Genomic DNA, 15,177 nt, shown 5'->3' with positions numbered 1-15,177 from the left:
ACAAAGCCTTAATCGGCCTGCTTCTGGCTGGTGCCCAGCGCGAAAGCATCCGCCATCACGCCATAGACATCCGATTCTTCCATATAGCCCTTGAAGCCTTCCGAACCGGGGCCAGTCGACTGCAGAACAACGTCATCGACGGCGTGCACGGCAGTCGAGGCATTCTTCGGAATATTGCCGATCCGCAGCGTTGCGCCGGGAACATCCTTATAGGCGTCATTGGCGACGTAATTGCCGTTTTCATCCTTGACGGTCGGCTCGAACGGGCCATCCATCTTCGGCCCCCAGGTCTCGTAATAATCCGGGAAGTCGGCAGCAAAGATGGCGAGCCGGCGCGAAACATCAACGCTGTCGGGATAGCCATCCTTGTTGGCATCGACATAGTTCGGGAAACCGGCGCTGTCATAGGTCATGACCTTTTCGCGCATGTCATCACCCGGTACGCTGTCATCGATTGTACCGATCAGCGAGACGCCGTGGGTGTGGTCGCCGGTGACAACGATCATCGTGTCGGGATGGGTCTTGGCAAATTCCATTGCCGTACCGATCGCCTTGTCGAATTCGATAACGTCAACGATTGAGCGTTCCCAGTCCATCGGGTGGCTCATCTTGTCGATGGAAGCGCCTTCAACCATCAGAAAGAAGCCGTTGTCATTCTTTGACAGATTGTCGATCGCGACCTTGGTCATTTCCGGCAGGCCGGGCTGATCGGGATATTCCTCGACAGTGCCCTTTTTCAGGAAGGAACGATCGAGTTTCACATCCATATTGCCGGGATGGAACAGACCGAGCAGCTTCGTTGCACCGTCCTGATCTGCGGTGTTCATTTCGGTTGCCGTGGAGACGACGGTATAGCCGGCGTCCTTGAACATGGCGATATAATCCTTGTCGTCCTTGCGCTTCGAGCCGGGCACGTCGGAATTCAGGAAATAGGCAGAGCCGCCGCCGAGCATGACGTCCGGCTGAACCTTGTAGAACATGCCGACGATATCGGCCTTGTCGCCGCGCAGGCGGGTGTGGGAAACGGTCGCGGCCGGTGTTGCATCTTCCAGTTCAGCGGTGGAGACGACGCCGATCGATTTGTCTGTCTGGCGGCGCAGCGCCTCGGCAATGGTCTCGACCTTGGGGTCGTCCTGGCTCGGGGGGGTGCGGTCGGCATAAACGCCAAGTGCGTTTACCCGGCTCTTGTGGCCGGTCATATAGGCCGACATGGTGTTTGCCGAATCGGTGGCGATCGAATGGGTCGACGAGGTGCCGATGAAGGCCATGTGGTCGAGATCATCCATGTTGAGGCGGCCATCGGCCTTGCCCTCGGTCATGCCCTTGGACATGATGCGGGCGGCGGTGCGGTGACCGACGGAAAGACCGTCGCCGAGGAAGAAGATGATGTTCTTGGCAACGGGCTTTTCCGGTGTGCCATAGACCGTCCAGGTCACGGTCTTTTCCTCATCACCTGCCTTGACGGCAACGGTGTAGTCTCCGGCTTCGGCGAGGCTCAGGTCACGCAGGATCAGCGCCGAGCCGAGGCTTGCATCGTCTTTGCCTTTTTCATCGGCAATGAATTCGGCTTCAGAACCGAAGATATCGGCATAAGGCTTGCCGTTGACCGTGACCTCGACCTGATCTGGCGTATAGGTCTGGTCCAGCTCGACCTTGAAGTCGAACGGCGAACCGACAAGAACGGTCGCCCTGTCGAGCGGGTAGATGGTGGCTGCATTGGCGGTGCCGGCGAGAAATGTCGCGGCGGCGAGAAGGGTGAGACGAGCGCGCATGATGACCTTTTCCGGGATGCGTTGAAAATTTGGCTGCGCGGTCTGGTTAGCGCCGTGCAGTGACAGAGGGATGACAGGCCGTCACTGCGCGGCATTGTGTCCTTAAGCGGCGGTCACCCTGTGAAAACGCGGAAGCGAAAGAAGGTTTATCGGCTATGTGCGGGCGGTCTGTGCCGCCAGCGTCTCGCTTCCCGCGCGCGGATCAGACATTTCTCCGCTGCGTATGAGCGGGGGCCGGGTGAATGGCCGGTCTGCCGTCTTTGGCAGCAACAGGAACGCGGCATGGCCGTCCGGGCACACCGCGTTCCAGGGGTTTGAAACTGATTTCATGCTTGCCGAACGGCAAGGCCTGCTCTCGCAATCATGCGCTAGACGACCGTCTCCCGCTTGAGACGGGGTGGCGCCTGTGGGGTGTCGCGGCGGAGAGGCGCGGCATTTCTCATTTCTCTGGCGGGGCCATGTTCGGCCACAGCCTTTCGCGGGATTGCGGCACGGGCCTGTTCGGCCGCGGCAATTCGGGCGGTTCTGGCGCGGGCACTGTTGGCAGCAGCATTTGCGACGGCGGCGAGCTCGAGTTTTTTCCGGCGCGGCACCATTTGCTCGAATAATACCGGTTCTGCGGCTTTGGGTCGGTCGCGATTTGGCTTGACGAGCGGCCTCACTTCGGCGTTTGCAAAGGTCATAATGCGCTCTATCACGTCTTTGACCTTGTCGTCGCTGAGCATCGGATCTGATAGAAACTTCGCTTTTGCCAGGTCCTGCGGTGGTGGCCGGTATCTCGCGGAGTAAGCCGTCGCGTTGTTCACGAAGCTCGTATATGCAGTATCCGCACCATGGGTGCCCGCGGGTAAAACCTGCCCATTCATGTTCTGCGCGTTGCGGTCAATCGGAATGGACGGCTGGTGCCAATGTGAGCGGCTGACGTCGCGCCGTTGAATTTCATTCATGACCTGGGCCTTGAAGTTGCGGTGACCTTTGTCTGGCCTGATGCCGAAATATCTCTGGTGACCTTCTCCGGCGAAATATGCCATCTGCCCTACGGGGAAGGAATCGATCGTGCGGTTTTCTTCCGGTCTCAAGGGGTGCCCCAGATTCATGGATTTCCATTGTTCCGGCGAGGCGAACACGGGTGTATAGCAAATGTGGTTTGTCTGATCCGTCTTTACTGCACCGCCAAGATCAATCAGTTTGACCGTACCGCTATGGCGGTCATAAATTGCATTATCCCCTTTCATGTCTGTGTGGACAAAATTCTTTTCAGCCATGTCGGAAAGGCCCTTGGCAACGCCGCGCAGAAGGAACTGGGTCGCGCTCCAGTATGCTTCGTGCGAGATGATGTTGTGGTCATACAAATACTTGGCACGTGTCTGCAGTTCAGTGAGTGTCGGGCCATCAATATGTTCCATCACCAGTGCTTCGACAGGGCCAAATGCCGCCTCGTGTCCGGGCGGAACGACTCTGGTTCTACCGAAGATTTTGACGATGTTGTCGCTTTGGCCGAGCTTTTGTCCGGTCGCTGCCTCCCTGTCCATCTCAACAACAGCTTTTGCGTCGTTGCGGTGCAGAACTTTGATCGCGACTGGATTGCCGTTATTATAGGGGGTGCCCGAGGCCCTGAAGACCTGGCCAAAGCCGCCTTTTGCGATTGCCTTGCAGTTATTGTTTGTCAGCCTCAGGGCATCCGTCTGGTTGTCTGTACGGGGGGCGACATTTTCCTTGTTTCCCGCGCGTCTGGCAAGCTCGACGAGAGGTCCTCTTGAATTGCAAGCAACCTGACGTTGTGGTTCTGCAGGTGCGTTTCGATGCGGTAATTTTATACCACGAGTTTCGGTTGAGATAACCACAGTTTTTCCTTGCTTGTGACTTATGTGGATATCAGAATACAGGTATAAAATCGAAATAACAATTTTTATTGATTATTATATCCATCAATTTTTCTGAAATATATTATATAAGAGATAATAATATTATGTATTATTATTTCCTCTGGCTAACCGGTGGGGGGTTTTTCCTGTTGCTGGAATAGACGGTGAGGATCGCGCGGAGCACTCCTGGAGATGCTGAAAAAGCGCTATTCAGGAAGGCCAAGGTGGATGTTTCAAAGGGGGGCACACTGCAATCGGAGCGTTCCGGGAGGCGATTGCTTCTGGCAGAAACCGTCCGGCAGCCTCAGCGTTACTGGAGGCTGCAGGATCCTGGCGATCTTGGTTATGTTTCGGCGAAATCGACGGTTTAGCTGTTTAGCGCCGGCCACGCGGCTTCAGGAAACGCCGCTTGCCGTTTTTCAAAGACATGTGCAGCACACGGGTGATGCGCCAGCCGAGGAACAGCGTGGCAAGGCCGGCAGCGACGAAGCCGCTGGCATTGCCGGCAATCTGGGCGACGGCGACGATGTTGTGCGAGAATGTGTAGCCGAGCCCGATATAGATGCCGACCCAGATGATCTCGCCGGCAAAGGCGGCGATGGAGAATATTCGCCAGCGCATGTCAGAAGCGCCAGCGACCGGGTTGACATAGGGGCCGATCATCGCCAGCAGCCAGCGGGTCAGGAAGATTGCCAATGCGCCGCGCTTCTCGGTGAAATCATGGGCCCGCTGTACCATGGCCACGCGTTTCGGACGGTCGCGTGTGAATTTCTCGATCATTGGCCGGCCGCCGAGCCGTCCGACCCAGAAACCGATCTGGTCACCCGCCGTGGCGGCCAGCAGCGAGGCCAGATAAGAAGGGCCGGGGCTCATTTCCCCGGTTGCCACCATCGAGCCGCCGATCAGCATGACAAGGGCAGCCGGTATCGGAATGCCGATACAGGACAACATCACCGCAAGTGCCAGCACCGGCACCCCATAGAGTGGCACCAGCGCCAGGATCTGGTCACTCATGCGGGTGGTCCTTGTCTGCGTCAAGCGCGGGCAGAATCATGATGATCTGCTCTTCAAGCGCGCCGGTGGTGATGCCCTTGTCGCGCGCCAGCTGGTCCAGTGTCTGACGGTGAAAACTGCCGGGCGCCAGATTGAGTTCTGCTGCCAGATCGTCCGGGCTGACATGGTACATCATCGCCACGTGGCCGAGTGTCATCCAGCCCCTGATCTGCATGCTCTGGTGTTCGGGATTATGCCAGTAATAAACGGACAGAATGAATTTAAGGCCGAAGACCAGCGTGAGCAGGGCGGTGACGAGAAATGCGATCGACAGGCCGCGATAGCGTACCCACAGCGTTCTGTACGGAAATGTCATCGCATGCCTCCTGTTCTGTCCCGCCCGATTTTGCCCTGCTTTCCTCCCTCAGGCGAGCGCTTTCAGGCGCGCGGATGCCTTGACGAGGCATTTACGGAATTCCGTCAGGTCGTCAAGTGCGGCTGTCGTTGCATCTTCGGCTGCCGTGAGGATGCCGTGTCGCCGCAGAATACCGCCGTCGACCATGAGGTTTTCGGTCATGTCGCAATCCTCGACCATCATTCCGTCAGGACCACGCAGAAATCCGTCGCTGGCTCGCGTCACCGCGCTGCGATAATAGTCCATCAGCCGGGCGGTATGCCCGTCGGCGATGTTGGAATAGGCAAAGACGGGCTTGTTGAGCGCACACATGAAGCCAACCTCGAAAATGGTGCCGGGATCGGCAGAGATACCGCGAAACGGAGTCAGATTGGCGATGATGGCGTCGGATTCGAGCATCATCTCCTCATCCGAGGCGCTGATGGCCATACCGGTTTCGAAGGGCGTTTCGCAGGGAGGCAGCGGCCTGTCGCCGGGCGAAAGCGGCTCCAGCCCCGCCGCGCGCACCATATCCGCCTTGATCTTGATGATTTCGAGCCCGTTTTCGAAGAAAATTTCCGGACCCGCCATGTAGACTTTCACTGTCATGCTGCCGCCCTTTGGGGTTGAATGGCGGAACGGACAATGCCGTGCCGCAAGGTGAAGCGCAAGCCCACGTCCTGCCGTCGGCTTTCGCGCCCGGGCTCGATAGGGTATGACCCGATCAGCAATATGGCAGATTGAAACGGAGAAGACGGATGGCAGCACAAATCCGCGTCCATAAACAAGACATTACGGCCGAAGATGCCGCCCGCTACACCGGCGCCATCGCCATCGATACCGAGACGCTCGGCCTTATCCCCCGCCGTGACCGGCTGTGTGTCGTGCAATTGTCGCCAGGCGACGGTACGGCCGATGTGATCCAGATTGCTGCCGGACAGACGGCAGCGCCCAATCTCACCGCCATGCTGGCGGATCCGGATCGCCAGAAAATCTTCCACTACGGCCGTTTTGATATTGCCGTTCTGTTTCACACTTTCGGCGTGATGACAGCAAATGTGTTCTGTACAAAGATCGCCTCGAAGCTGACGCGGACCTATACCGATCGCCATGGTCTGAAGGATAACCTCCGGGAAATGCTGGAGGTCGATATTTCCAAGGCGCAGCAATCCTCCGACTGGGCGGCAGAGACGCTGTCGGATGCCCAGCTGCAATATGCGGCTTCCGATGTCCTCTATCTACATGGCTTACGCGACAAGCTGATGGAACGGCTGATTCGCGACGGGCGGATGGATTTTGCCGGCGCTTGCTTCGAATTCCTGCCGACCCGTGCCAGGCTGGACCTTGCCGGCTGGGACCAGAATGACATTTTTGCCCATACTTAAGGGCACGAATAAGTGCTGTTGCATATCGGCAACAAAATCCGCCAAGCCCCTCTTTAAACGCCAGAAACGCGCCACCATATCTGATCCGAACGGCGGGTATTCGCCCGTCGGCTTGAAACGGCCCGCCGCTTGAACTGGGGGTCAATCTCATGGATCGCACCGTTGCTTGATGAAGGACGGAGCGGGAACGGAGGCAGACATGAATGTCGAAAAATATTCGGAGCGCGTTCGTGGTTTCCTGCAGTCAGCGCAGACCTATGCGCTGGGTGAAGGGCACCAGCAGTTCACGCCCGAACATCTTCTGAAGGTTCTGCTCGATGACGAGCAGGGCATGGCCGCGTCGCTGATCACGCGTGCTGGCGGTGATCCCGCCAAGGCGCGCTTCGCCAATGATGCAGCGCTTGCCAAATTGCCGAAAGTGGCTGGTGGTAATGGCCAGGTCTATCTGGCGCAGCCGCTCGCCAAGGTTTTTAACACCGCCGAAGACGCTGCCAAAAAGGCCGGCGACAGTTTCGTCACCGTCGAACGGCTGCTGCTGGCGCTTGCGGTTGAAAAAAGCGCGTCAACGGCGACGACGCTTGCCAATGCCGGTGTCACGCCGAACGGGCTCAATACGGCGATCAACGAAATCCGCAAGGGCCGCACGGCCGACAGCGCCAGTGCCGAACAGTCCTACGACGCTCTGAAGAAATATGCCCGCGATCTGACCGAAGAGGCCAGAGACGGCAAGCTTGACCCGGTGATCGGCCGCGATGATGAAATCCGCCGCACGATCCAGGTTCTGTCGCGCCGGACCAAGAACAATCCGGTTCTGATCGGTGAACCCGGCGTCGGCAAGACGGCGATCACCGAAGGTCTTGCGCTGCGCATTGTTAACGGCGATGTGCCGGAAAGCCTGAAGGACAAGAAGCTGATGGCGCTCGATATGGGCGCGCTGATTGCCGGGGCAAAATATCGCGGTGAGTTCGAGGAGCGGCTGAAAGCGGTACTGAACGAGGTTCAGTCCGAAAACGGCAACATCATCCTGTTCATCGACGAGATGCACACGCTGGTCGGTGCCGGCAAGGCTGATGGCGCCATGGATGCGTCGAACCTTCTGAAACCGGCGCTTGCCCGCGGCGAGCTGCACTGCGTCGGTGCAACGACGCTCGATGAATATCGCCAGCATGTCGAAAAGGACCCGGCGCTTGCCCGTCGTTTCCAGCCCGTCATGGTGGACGAGCCGACGGTGGAAGACACGATCTCGATCCTGCGCGGTCTGAAGGAAAAATATGAGCAGCACCATCAGGTGCGCATCTCCGACAGCGCGCTGGTGGCGGCCGCGACGCTTTCGAACCGCTACATCACCGACCGGTTTCTGCCGGACAAGGCGATTGACCTGATGGACGAGGCCGCAAGCCGCGTGCGCATGCAGGTCGACAGCAAGCCGGAAGCGCTTGATGAACTCGACAGGCGCATCATCCAGCTCAAGATCGAGCGGGAAGCGTTGAAGAAGGAGACGGACCAGGCCTCGAAGGACCGGCTGGACCGGCTCGAAGGCGAGCTTGCCTCGCTCACCGAACAGGCCGACGCGCTGACGGCGCGCTGGCAGTCGGAAAAGAGCAAGCTCAACCGGGCGGCCGATCTGAAGAAGCAGCTTGATGCAGCCCGCAACGAACTGGCGATCGCCCAGCGCAGTGGTGAATACCAGAAGGCCGGTGAACTGGCCTATGGTTCGATCCCGAAGCTGGAGAAAGAGCTGGCCGAAGCGGAGCAGGAAGATCATTCCACGACGGCGGAAGCCATGTTGCAGGAGGTTGTCACCCCCGACAACATCGCCCAGATCGTCTCGCGCTGGACCGGTATTCCGGTCGACAAGATGCTGGAAGGCGAGCGCGAGAAGCTGCTGCGGATGGAAGATGAACTGGCGCAGTGGGTTGTCGGTCAGGGCGATGCCGTTCAGGCGGTTTCGCGCGCCGTGCGCCGCGCACGGGCCGGGCTTCAGGATCCGAACCGGCCTATCGGCTCGTTCATCTTCCTCGGACCGACCGGCGTCGGCAAGACCGAGCTGACCAAGTCGCTGGCCCGCTTCCTCTTCGATGACGAGACGGCCATGGTGCGTATGGATATGTCGGAATATATGGAGAAGCACTCCGTATCCCGGCTGATCGGTGCGCCTCCCGGCTATGTCGGTTATGACGAGGGTGGCGCGCTGACCGAAGCGGTTCGCCGTCGTCCCTATCAGGTCGTGCTGTTCGACGAGATCGAGAAGGCGCATCCGGATGTGTTCAACGTGCTGCTGCAGGTGCTCGATGACGGGCGTCTGACCGACGGCCAGGGCCGCACGGTCGACTTCCGCAACACGATCATCATCATGACGTCGAACCTCGGTGCCGAATATCTGACCCAGCTCGGCGAAAACGAGGATTCGGAAGCAGCGCGCGAGCAGGTCATGGGCGTTGTCCGCGCGGCCTTCAGGCCGGAATTCCTGAACCGCGTCGATGACATCATCCTGTTCCACAGGCTGCATCGTCAGGATATGGGCGCGATCGTCGATATCCAGCTCAAGCGTCTGGAAGCGCTGCTGGCCGATCGCAAGATCACGCTTGATCTCGGGGCTGACGCCCGCGACTGGCTGGCGGACAAGGGCTATGATCCGGCCTATGGTGCCCGCCCGCTGAAGCGGGTGATCCAGCAGACCGTCCAGGACCCGCTGGCCGAAAAGATCCTCGGCGGCGAGATCGAGGATGGCGCGCATGTGAAGGTCAGCGCCGGTTCGGACCGTCTGATCTTCTATGTCAGCGGCAGCATGAAAGATGTCGCTTAAGGGCCGATTTTGCCAAATGAAGGAAGACCGCGCAGCTTTGTCTGCGCGGTCTTTTTGCATCAATGTTAGCGGGCAAAAAAAGCCCCGCCGGACCGCGATCCGACGGGGCGCTATCGCACGACGCTTGCGGTGTCAGGCCCTGATTTCCTGCCGCTGGAAGGCGATATAGGCGATGGCATAAACGATCACCATGGCGGCAATCAGGCCGGCAAGCTCCGGCCAGGCCAGAAGCAGGCTCTGATCCAGCGGCAGCGGAGCGCCGGGGATGGCGCCCTGCATCTGGCTCATGAAGACCAGACCAAGTGACCGTGTTGCCGGGTTGAGAAGCCCGGTCGCCGCCTCGCCGAACAGGGTGGATGGCGAGAAGCGGGAGATCACCTGGGTGATCTCGGCCTGATGAATGGCCGTCATCGGATTATAGGGATCGATGGGGGCGATGATGCTGGCGACACCCGGTGCGATCATGCTCCAGAACAATGTGAAGATCAGCCAGAGCGTGAGGGCGGCAAGTGCCGAGGTGGCCGGCGTTCGGAACACGGTTGAAAACAGCATCGCCACCGCCAACCAGACACCGGAATAGGCAAGGCAGGTGATCAGGAAGGCGAGACCGCGCAATGCCTCCTCGCCTGACGGCGGCAGGCCGAGCATCAGAATGCCCATGCCGGTAACCAGCAGGAACAGCGCAATCAGATTGATGGCGACAACCAGCAATGCACCGAGGAATTTGCCGGCGAGCAGCCCGTCGCGATAGATTGGTTGCGACAGGATACGGCTCATGGTGCGGCGATTATATTCGCCGTTCACCGCGTCGAAGCCCAGCGTGATGCCGACCAGCGACAAGAGAAAGCTGAGCAGGGCGACAAAGGAAGGGAAGGGCTGTTTGGCGAGCGTGAACAGGTTGAGAAAGAGGAAAGGATCCTCGCTCACCGTGTTCTTGATCTGACCGATCGCCGCATAGATCGCGCCGATCGCTGTCAGCACCATCAGCAACATGACCAGATGCATGCGCGGCGAGGTCATATGATCGGCCGCTTCCTTCAGCGCAACAGTGGCGAGCCCCTGAAAGGGTGATCCTTTCGAAGGCTTGTGGCCGGTGCCGGAAAGCACGGCCGGGCTTTGATCGGCAGTGGTGGCGTCAGGCGGCATGGGACACCTCCTCGAAATAGCGGGCATAGACATCGTCAAGGTCGGAGCGGCTGATTGACAGGCTCTTCAGCGTTCCGCCTGCCTCGACGACCGTTCTGGCGACGGCGCTGCGCACATCGCCGGTGGCGTCGATGCGCGTCAGGCCCGACTGCATTGGCGACACGCGGGTGACACCCTCAAGGTTGGAAAGCGTGGCTTCAGGATCGATATCTGCAATCTCAGCCTCAATGACATAGGCGCCACCAAGGACCTGGCTCGCCAGATCCGGGACACGGCCAAGAAGACCGACTTTGCCCTTGTTGAACAGTGCCACGCGGGTGCAGATGGCCTGGACCATTGAAAGAAGGTGCGAGGACAGAACAATCGTCATGCCTTCGCGCGACAGGGTGACGATCAGTTCGAGCAGTTCCTGGGTCGATTGCGGGTCGAGACCCGCCGTCGGCTCATCGAGAATGGCGACCTCGCTGCCCTTGACCAGAAGCTCGGCGATGCCGAGCCGCTGGCGCATGCCGCGGGAAAAGGACGAAACCCGCCGGTCTGTCACGTCGGTGAGGCGCACTCGTGCCATTGCCTGCTCGATCCTGGCGCTTGCATCCTCGGCGCCAATTCCGCCGAGCCTTGCCGTGAAAGCCAGATTCTCACGCGCCGAAAGCTGGTCGTAAAAACCGACTGCATCCGGCAGATAGCCGACCCGGCGCTTGACCTCGAGCGGCTCGCGCAGCGGGTCATGCCCGAGAATGCGTACCGAGCCGAAGGTCGGTTCGGTGAGGCCGAGCAACATCAGGATCGTTGTGGTTTTGCCGGCACCATTGGGGCCGAGCAGGCCGAAGATCTCGCCCCGCCCGATGGTGAGATTGATACCGTCGACAGCGACGGTATTCCTGTAGCGCTTTGTGAGGTTTTCAACCTCGATGACGGGCGCGCTCATCTGCGGCCATACCGGGTGACGGCGGCACCAAGCACGACGACTGCGGCGGCGATCAGGCCAAGACCGGCAATGCCCCACTCGGTGGAGGTGGCAACGGTAACGCGGAATTTCTGGCTGTCATTGACGCCCTGGCCCGCGGCACGGATATTGACGACATAGTCACCGGCAATCGCCTTGTCGGCCGGTGTCATGGCGACAGTGAAATCCTGCGACTGGCCGGGATCGATTTCAGGGGCAGAGGCTGGCGTGGTGGTGATCTTCCAGCCATTCGGGGCAGAGGCTGCGACCTTGACATCCTGAGCAGGGGCGGAGCCGGAATTGGCGACTGTGAAGTTGAAGGTCTGCTCCTTGCCGGCTTCGGCACGGCCCGAAAGCAAGCCGTCCTTGGCGGAAAGTGCGATTTCGGGCTGGCCGCTGACATCAAGTTCCAGCTGGGTCTTGCCTTCTGTCTTCGAGCTTGCGGCACTGATGACCACCGGATACTGGCCGGCAGATGCACCGCGCGGCGGCTTTACCGAAACCTTGATGGTCTTGGATTCACCAGCCTTGAAGGGCAGGCTGGTCAGTTCCTGGCTGCCATATTGTTCCTTGAACACCGTGGTGAAGCCGGGCGGTGCATCGGCGACGAGGTTCAGGGTTGCTGCTTCCGCGCTGTCGTTGTCGATGGTGACGTCATAATCGAAATTGGACGTCGGCGTGCCCTTGAGAGCCGGAAGCTTTGCCGACAGATCGATATGGTCGGGTTCACCCGCAGCTAGCGTCATGGCGATCGGCAGTTTCAGGATTTCGCCGCTATCGGTCTTGCCCTCAACAGTAAAATGATAGGTCCCGGCCTTGGCATCGCCAGCCGGGGACACCTTGAGCGTGACGTTCTCGCTCTTGCCCTCGGCCACCATTGCGGCGTTGACCGGCTTGCCCGAACCGTCAAATTCGGCATTCCAGCCGGCGGGAAGTCCCGAAACATCGAAATTGACCCGGGCAGGCGGGAGGTTGGAATTGGTGAGCGAAAGCTCCATCGAAGCGTCTTTGCCGAGACTTTCCGTGATCGCGGGAAAATCCGTGGTCAGCCACAGGCCGGTCGGTTGCATGTTGTCGGCCATCGCCGTGGACGCAAGCATGAGTGTACCGACGGCTGTGGCCGCCAGCATCGGGCAAAACTTATTCATCGCTTCTTCCCCTTCTTCTGGTGAAAGCGTTTGGATCTGATGCCATGGCGTTTCTGACTGCGACGTCGCCCGGAATTTACGTGACGAGATTTTGGCGAAAGTCCGGCCACAATATTAACAAGTGTTCATCTTGATCGGTGCGGGAAGACGCGTTCCGCTCACAAAATCAATTGTTTCAAGGGGTGGGGGCGTTCAAATAAAGTGAGGTTGCGATTATTAAATTCTGGCAATCTTTGGCCATAATCGGGAAACAAAAAGATAAAAACAGGTTTTTGGCACAGGTCTATCGCGCGAAGGCGCGGTTGAGACCGTCTTTAGCTGTAAGATATTTCTGTCGTGCCGGGGGCAGAACTGACGACGGGATCAGCGGCTGGCGAGTTTGTTGTCACTCTGATTGCCGAGAAGGGCGTCAATCCGATCCCGTTCGGCATCGAAGCGGACCAGCGCATCGCCGGTCAGCGGGTCGGCATTGGGGAAGCGGACCTTCATCGGGTCCACCTTCGTGCCGTTAACGATGACTTCATAATGCAGGTGTGCGCCGGTAACGAGGCCTGTTGCGCCCACACGACCGATCACCTGACCCTGTTTAACCTTCACGCCGGGCTTGACCCAGGACTCGATCTTGCTCTGGTGATTATAGGACGTCTCATAGCCATTGGCGTGGCGGATGATGGTCTGGTTGCCATAACCGCCGCCATCCCAGCCGGCCTTTTCCACGACACCATCGCCGGCGGCGATGATCGGCGTACCGACCGGAGCGGCCCAGTCGACGCCGGGATGCATGCGGGCATATTTGAGCACCGGGTGGCGGCGCATGCCGAACCCTGAAGTGAAGACGCCGTTGGGGACGGTCTTTCGCAGCAGGAATTGTTTGATGCTCTCGCCATTCTGGTCGAAATAGTCGACCTCGCCGGTTTTCGGGTCGCGGTAGCGATAGAGCCGGATGTCATTGTCGGCGATGCGTGCGTCAATATAGAAAAGTTCCGATGACGCGCTGGCCCGGCCTTCGGGGTCTGCGTCCGAGAAGAACAGTTCCATATGATCGTCAGGACCGGCCGTTGCCTGTAGATCCACCTTGCTGGCGAGCAGGCTGATCAGTTCCGCGATCATGTCGTCCGTCAGGCCATAGGAGAGGGCTGCACGGTATATGCCGTCATAGACCTTGACGGGCTTTTGCGACGTCCCGATGATAAAGTCATCAGGGCTGTTTGCCGCATTGGCAACGGCCTCTGAAAGAGCCGGTTCGGTTCCGCGTACAAACTGGTTCTTGTCATTGAGCGCCATGGTCAGGACGTGCCGGTTTTTTCGGTAGAGGCTGACGCGGGCGACGCGCACATTCCTGCCGAAACGGATAAGGCCTATCCGCACAACATCGCCTTCAGCAAGCTGCGATGAGCTTATCTGGGTTTTGAACATCCTGGCGATGTCATCGGCTTGTTGCGGTGGATAGCCGGCCGCCTTCAAAAAGGTACTGGCGTCGATCGGTTGCCGGACGGCCAGGACGTCATCGCTGAAATCCTGGGTGATGACCGTCTGGAGCGGGCTGACCGATACGTTTTCATTGACGACATGAGCGGCAAGGCCGGGCGCGATCGCCGTGACACTTGCCGGAACCGGATCAAAACGGTCGGGGTCGACATAACCCAGCATCGATACGTCGTCAGCAGCATCACTAATGGCATTCTCGTTCTGCGTGATGACCGCGGCGATGTCGTCCTCACTCATCGAGCCAGCGAAGGGCATATCGCTTCCCGAAAGCGGGAAGTCCACGGTCTTCAGCTCGACCTCACCTTCAACGTCGGCATCGTAGATCACGTCACCGCTCGAGGCAGAGGGTGTCTTGTTGCCGGTGGAAAAGACCGCGAAAGGATCAAAGGCAGGATAATCCGGGATATCGCCGTAGTTGGCGGCGAGTGCCATCTTCACTTCGGAAAAAGGCTCGTAATGAATAACATCGCGATCAGCCTGTTTCACCACGGTCGGCACGTTGATAATGCGCTTGTTGGACGGTTTGGCATAGACGGGAATGGCAACGAGCCGATTGCCACGCGTTTGGCCATTGCCATCAATTTCCGCATCCGGGATGCGGGATTTTGCAAAGGCGGCCGCAGGCGCGGCAAGGCGTTGCCGTCCGTCAACGGCGGCCGAAAGGGCAACAGCCATCAGGACCGTGCTGGTGACGCCCGTCAGGCAGGCGCCCGCCAGCCAGCGCAACGAAATTTCACGCCGATCCGGAACACGGCGCCCGTCAGCAAGGATGGGCCGCTGCGTGCCGAAAGTACGGACCGGATTCTTCTTCTTTTTCATTTAGCTGCCGTCTTGTGGCCAGTCATTCGAACAGGATCGATTGACGCCCCATTTGCCTAAAATAACCCTGAAAGTCAAACCGCATGGCTTGCCAGGCCCATGCGACCGCCCATGCCGGGCCCCCGATAATTCCATATAACGGGCGATCACGCGCGCGCAATCTCTATACCAACCCAAAAAGAGGATGCCAAAAAGGCGGTTTGAAGGCGAGCTTCTTTTTTTGCTCCCGACATCCACAGTCAGATGAGCCAGGCGAGGGCCAGGCAAGCGGTTCGCCGCTGCTTGCGTAAACGTCAATAGCGGGCTTTACATGACCGGGATCTCAAAAATAAGATTTAAAACCAATGCGTTATTCGATTTTTAGGAAAAAGTTTGGAATATGCGTTGACGGTATTGGTTAGGTAGGTCTATAAGC

At 58.8% G+C, this 15,177-nt stretch carries 11 protein-coding genes; 2 read left to right on the top strand and 9 right to left on the bottom strand.

Features of this window, described 5'->3' with window-relative positions; all coding sequences use genetic code 11:
- Positions 1-8: 8 nt before the first annotated feature.
- The 5 genes from FJU08_RS08790 to FJU08_RS08770 all read right to left on the bottom strand — a co-directional run bounded on the left by FJU08_RS08790 (position 9) and on the right by FJU08_RS08770 (position 5,633).
- Complete coding sequence (locus FJU08_RS08790) at positions 9-1,772, bottom strand: alkaline phosphatase (protein ID WP_141148637.1); 1,764 nt, start codon at positions 1,770-1,772, stop codon at positions 9-11.
- A 368-nt stretch (positions 1,773-2,140) separates the two neighbouring features.
- On the bottom strand, positions 2,141-3,616 hold the full coding sequence (locus FJU08_RS08785) for a protein kinase domain-containing protein (protein WP_181409790.1): 1,476 nt from the start codon (positions 3,614-3,616) through the stop codon (positions 2,141-2,143).
- A 396-nt stretch (positions 3,617-4,012) separates the two neighbouring features.
- A complete protein-coding gene (locus tag FJU08_RS08780; protein WP_141148635.1) occupies positions 4,013-4,651 on the bottom strand; it encodes a DedA family protein in 639 nt (212 codons plus the stop codon).
- Positions 4,644-5,006: a hypothetical protein gene (locus tag FJU08_RS08775; protein ID WP_141148634.1), complete on the bottom strand. Its 363-nt coding sequence runs from the start codon at positions 5,004-5,006 to the stop codon at positions 4,644-4,646. Before FJU08_RS08775 ends, FJU08_RS08780 begins: the two co-directional genes overlap by 8 nt.
- Positions 5,007-5,054: 48 nt before the next feature.
- Positions 5,055-5,633 (bottom strand): nucleoside 2-deoxyribosyltransferase, encoded by a 579-nt coding sequence (locus tag FJU08_RS08770; protein WP_141148633.1) that lies wholly within the window; start codon positions 5,631-5,633, stop codon positions 5,055-5,057.
- Between the two features lie 149 nt (positions 5,634-5,782).
- On the opposite strand from FJU08_RS08770, the gene FJU08_RS08765 reads away from it, so the two are divergent.
- Both FJU08_RS08765 and clpB read left to right on the top strand, forming a co-directional pair.
- Positions 5,783-6,409, top strand: coding sequence for a ribonuclease D (locus FJU08_RS08765; RefSeq protein WP_141148632.1), 627 nt, complete (start codon positions 5,783-5,785; stop codon positions 6,407-6,409).
- A gap of 199 nt (positions 6,410-6,608) precedes the next feature.
- On the top strand, positions 6,609-9,215 hold the full coding sequence (gene clpB, locus FJU08_RS08760) for an ATP-dependent chaperone ClpB (protein WP_141148631.1): 2,607 nt from the start codon (positions 6,609-6,611) through the stop codon (positions 9,213-9,215).
- A gap of 132 nt (positions 9,216-9,347) precedes the next feature.
- Here clpB and FJU08_RS08755 read toward each other — a convergent pair whose 3' ends face one another.
- The 4 genes from FJU08_RS08755 to FJU08_RS08740 form a co-directional block, all read right to left on the bottom strand.
- The gene (locus tag FJU08_RS08755; protein WP_141148630.1) at positions 9,348-10,361 is read right to left on the bottom strand and encodes an ABC transporter permease; all 1,014 of its coding nucleotides are present in this window, start codon (positions 10,359-10,361) and stop codon (positions 9,348-9,350) included.
- The gene (locus FJU08_RS08750) at positions 10,351-11,289 is read right to left on the bottom strand and encodes an ABC transporter ATP-binding protein (protein ID WP_141148629.1); all 939 of its coding nucleotides are present in this window, start codon (positions 11,287-11,289) and stop codon (positions 10,351-10,353) included. The genes FJU08_RS08755 and FJU08_RS08750 overlap by 11 nt, the downstream gene beginning before the upstream one ends.
- Positions 11,286-12,455 (bottom strand): COG1470 family protein, encoded by a 1,170-nt coding sequence (locus tag FJU08_RS08745; protein ID WP_141148628.1) that lies wholly within the window; start codon positions 12,453-12,455, stop codon positions 11,286-11,288. Before FJU08_RS08745 ends, FJU08_RS08750 begins: the two co-directional genes overlap by 4 nt.
- A gap of 363 nt (positions 12,456-12,818) precedes the next feature.
- Positions 12,819-14,762: a M23 family metallopeptidase gene (locus tag FJU08_RS08740; RefSeq protein WP_141148627.1), complete on the bottom strand. Its 1,944-nt coding sequence runs from the start codon at positions 14,760-14,762 to the stop codon at positions 12,819-12,821.
- Positions 14,763-15,177: the final 415 nt, after the last annotated feature.

The sequence above is a fragment of the Martelella alba genome, from assembly GCF_006516955.1.
Lineage (GTDB): Bacteria > Pseudomonadota > Alphaproteobacteria > Rhizobiales > Rhizobiaceae > Martelella > Martelella alba.
Note: the sequence above shows the minus strand (reverse complement) of the source record. Positions and strands in the feature narration are given on the sequence as shown.

What these genes read in the sequence shown, in the direction of transcription:
- FJU08_RS08790 (WP_141148637.1), bottom strand. Translation starts at nt 1,772, where the DNA reads ATGCGCGCTCGTCTCACCCTTCTCGCCGCCGCGACATTTCTCGCCGGC.
- FJU08_RS08780 (WP_141148635.1), bottom strand. Translation starts at nt 4,651, where the DNA reads ATGAGTGACCAGATCCTGGCGCTGGTGCCACTCTATGGGGTGCCGGTG.
- FJU08_RS08775 (WP_141148634.1), bottom strand. Translation starts at nt 5,006, where the DNA reads ATGACATTTCCGTACAGAACGCTGTGGGTACGCTATCGCGGCCTGTCG.
- FJU08_RS08770 (WP_141148633.1), bottom strand. Translation starts at nt 5,633, where the DNA reads ATGACAGTGAAAGTCTACATGGCGGGTCCGGAAATTTTCTTCGAAAAC.
- FJU08_RS08765 (WP_141148632.1), top strand. Translation starts at nt 5,783, where the DNA reads ATGGCAGCACAAATCCGCGTCCATAAACAAGACATTACGGCCGAAGAT.
- clpB (WP_141148631.1), top strand. Translation starts at nt 6,609, where the DNA reads ATGAATGTCGAAAAATATTCGGAGCGCGTTCGTGGTTTCCTGCAGTCA.
- FJU08_RS08755 (WP_141148630.1), bottom strand. Translation starts at nt 10,361, where the DNA reads ATGCCGCCTGACGCCACCACTGCCGATCAAAGCCCGGCCGTGCTTTCC.
- FJU08_RS08750 (WP_141148629.1), bottom strand. Translation starts at nt 11,289, where the DNA reads ATGAGCGCGCCCGTCATCGAGGTTGAAAACCTCACAAAGCGCTACAGG.
- FJU08_RS08745 (WP_141148628.1), bottom strand. Translation starts at nt 12,455, where the DNA reads ATGAATAAGTTTTGCCCGATGCTGGCGGCCACAGCCGTCGGTACACTC.
- FJU08_RS08740 (WP_141148627.1), bottom strand. Translation starts at nt 14,762, where the DNA reads ATGAAAAAGAAGAAGAATCCGGTCCGTACTTTCGGCACGCAGCGGCCC.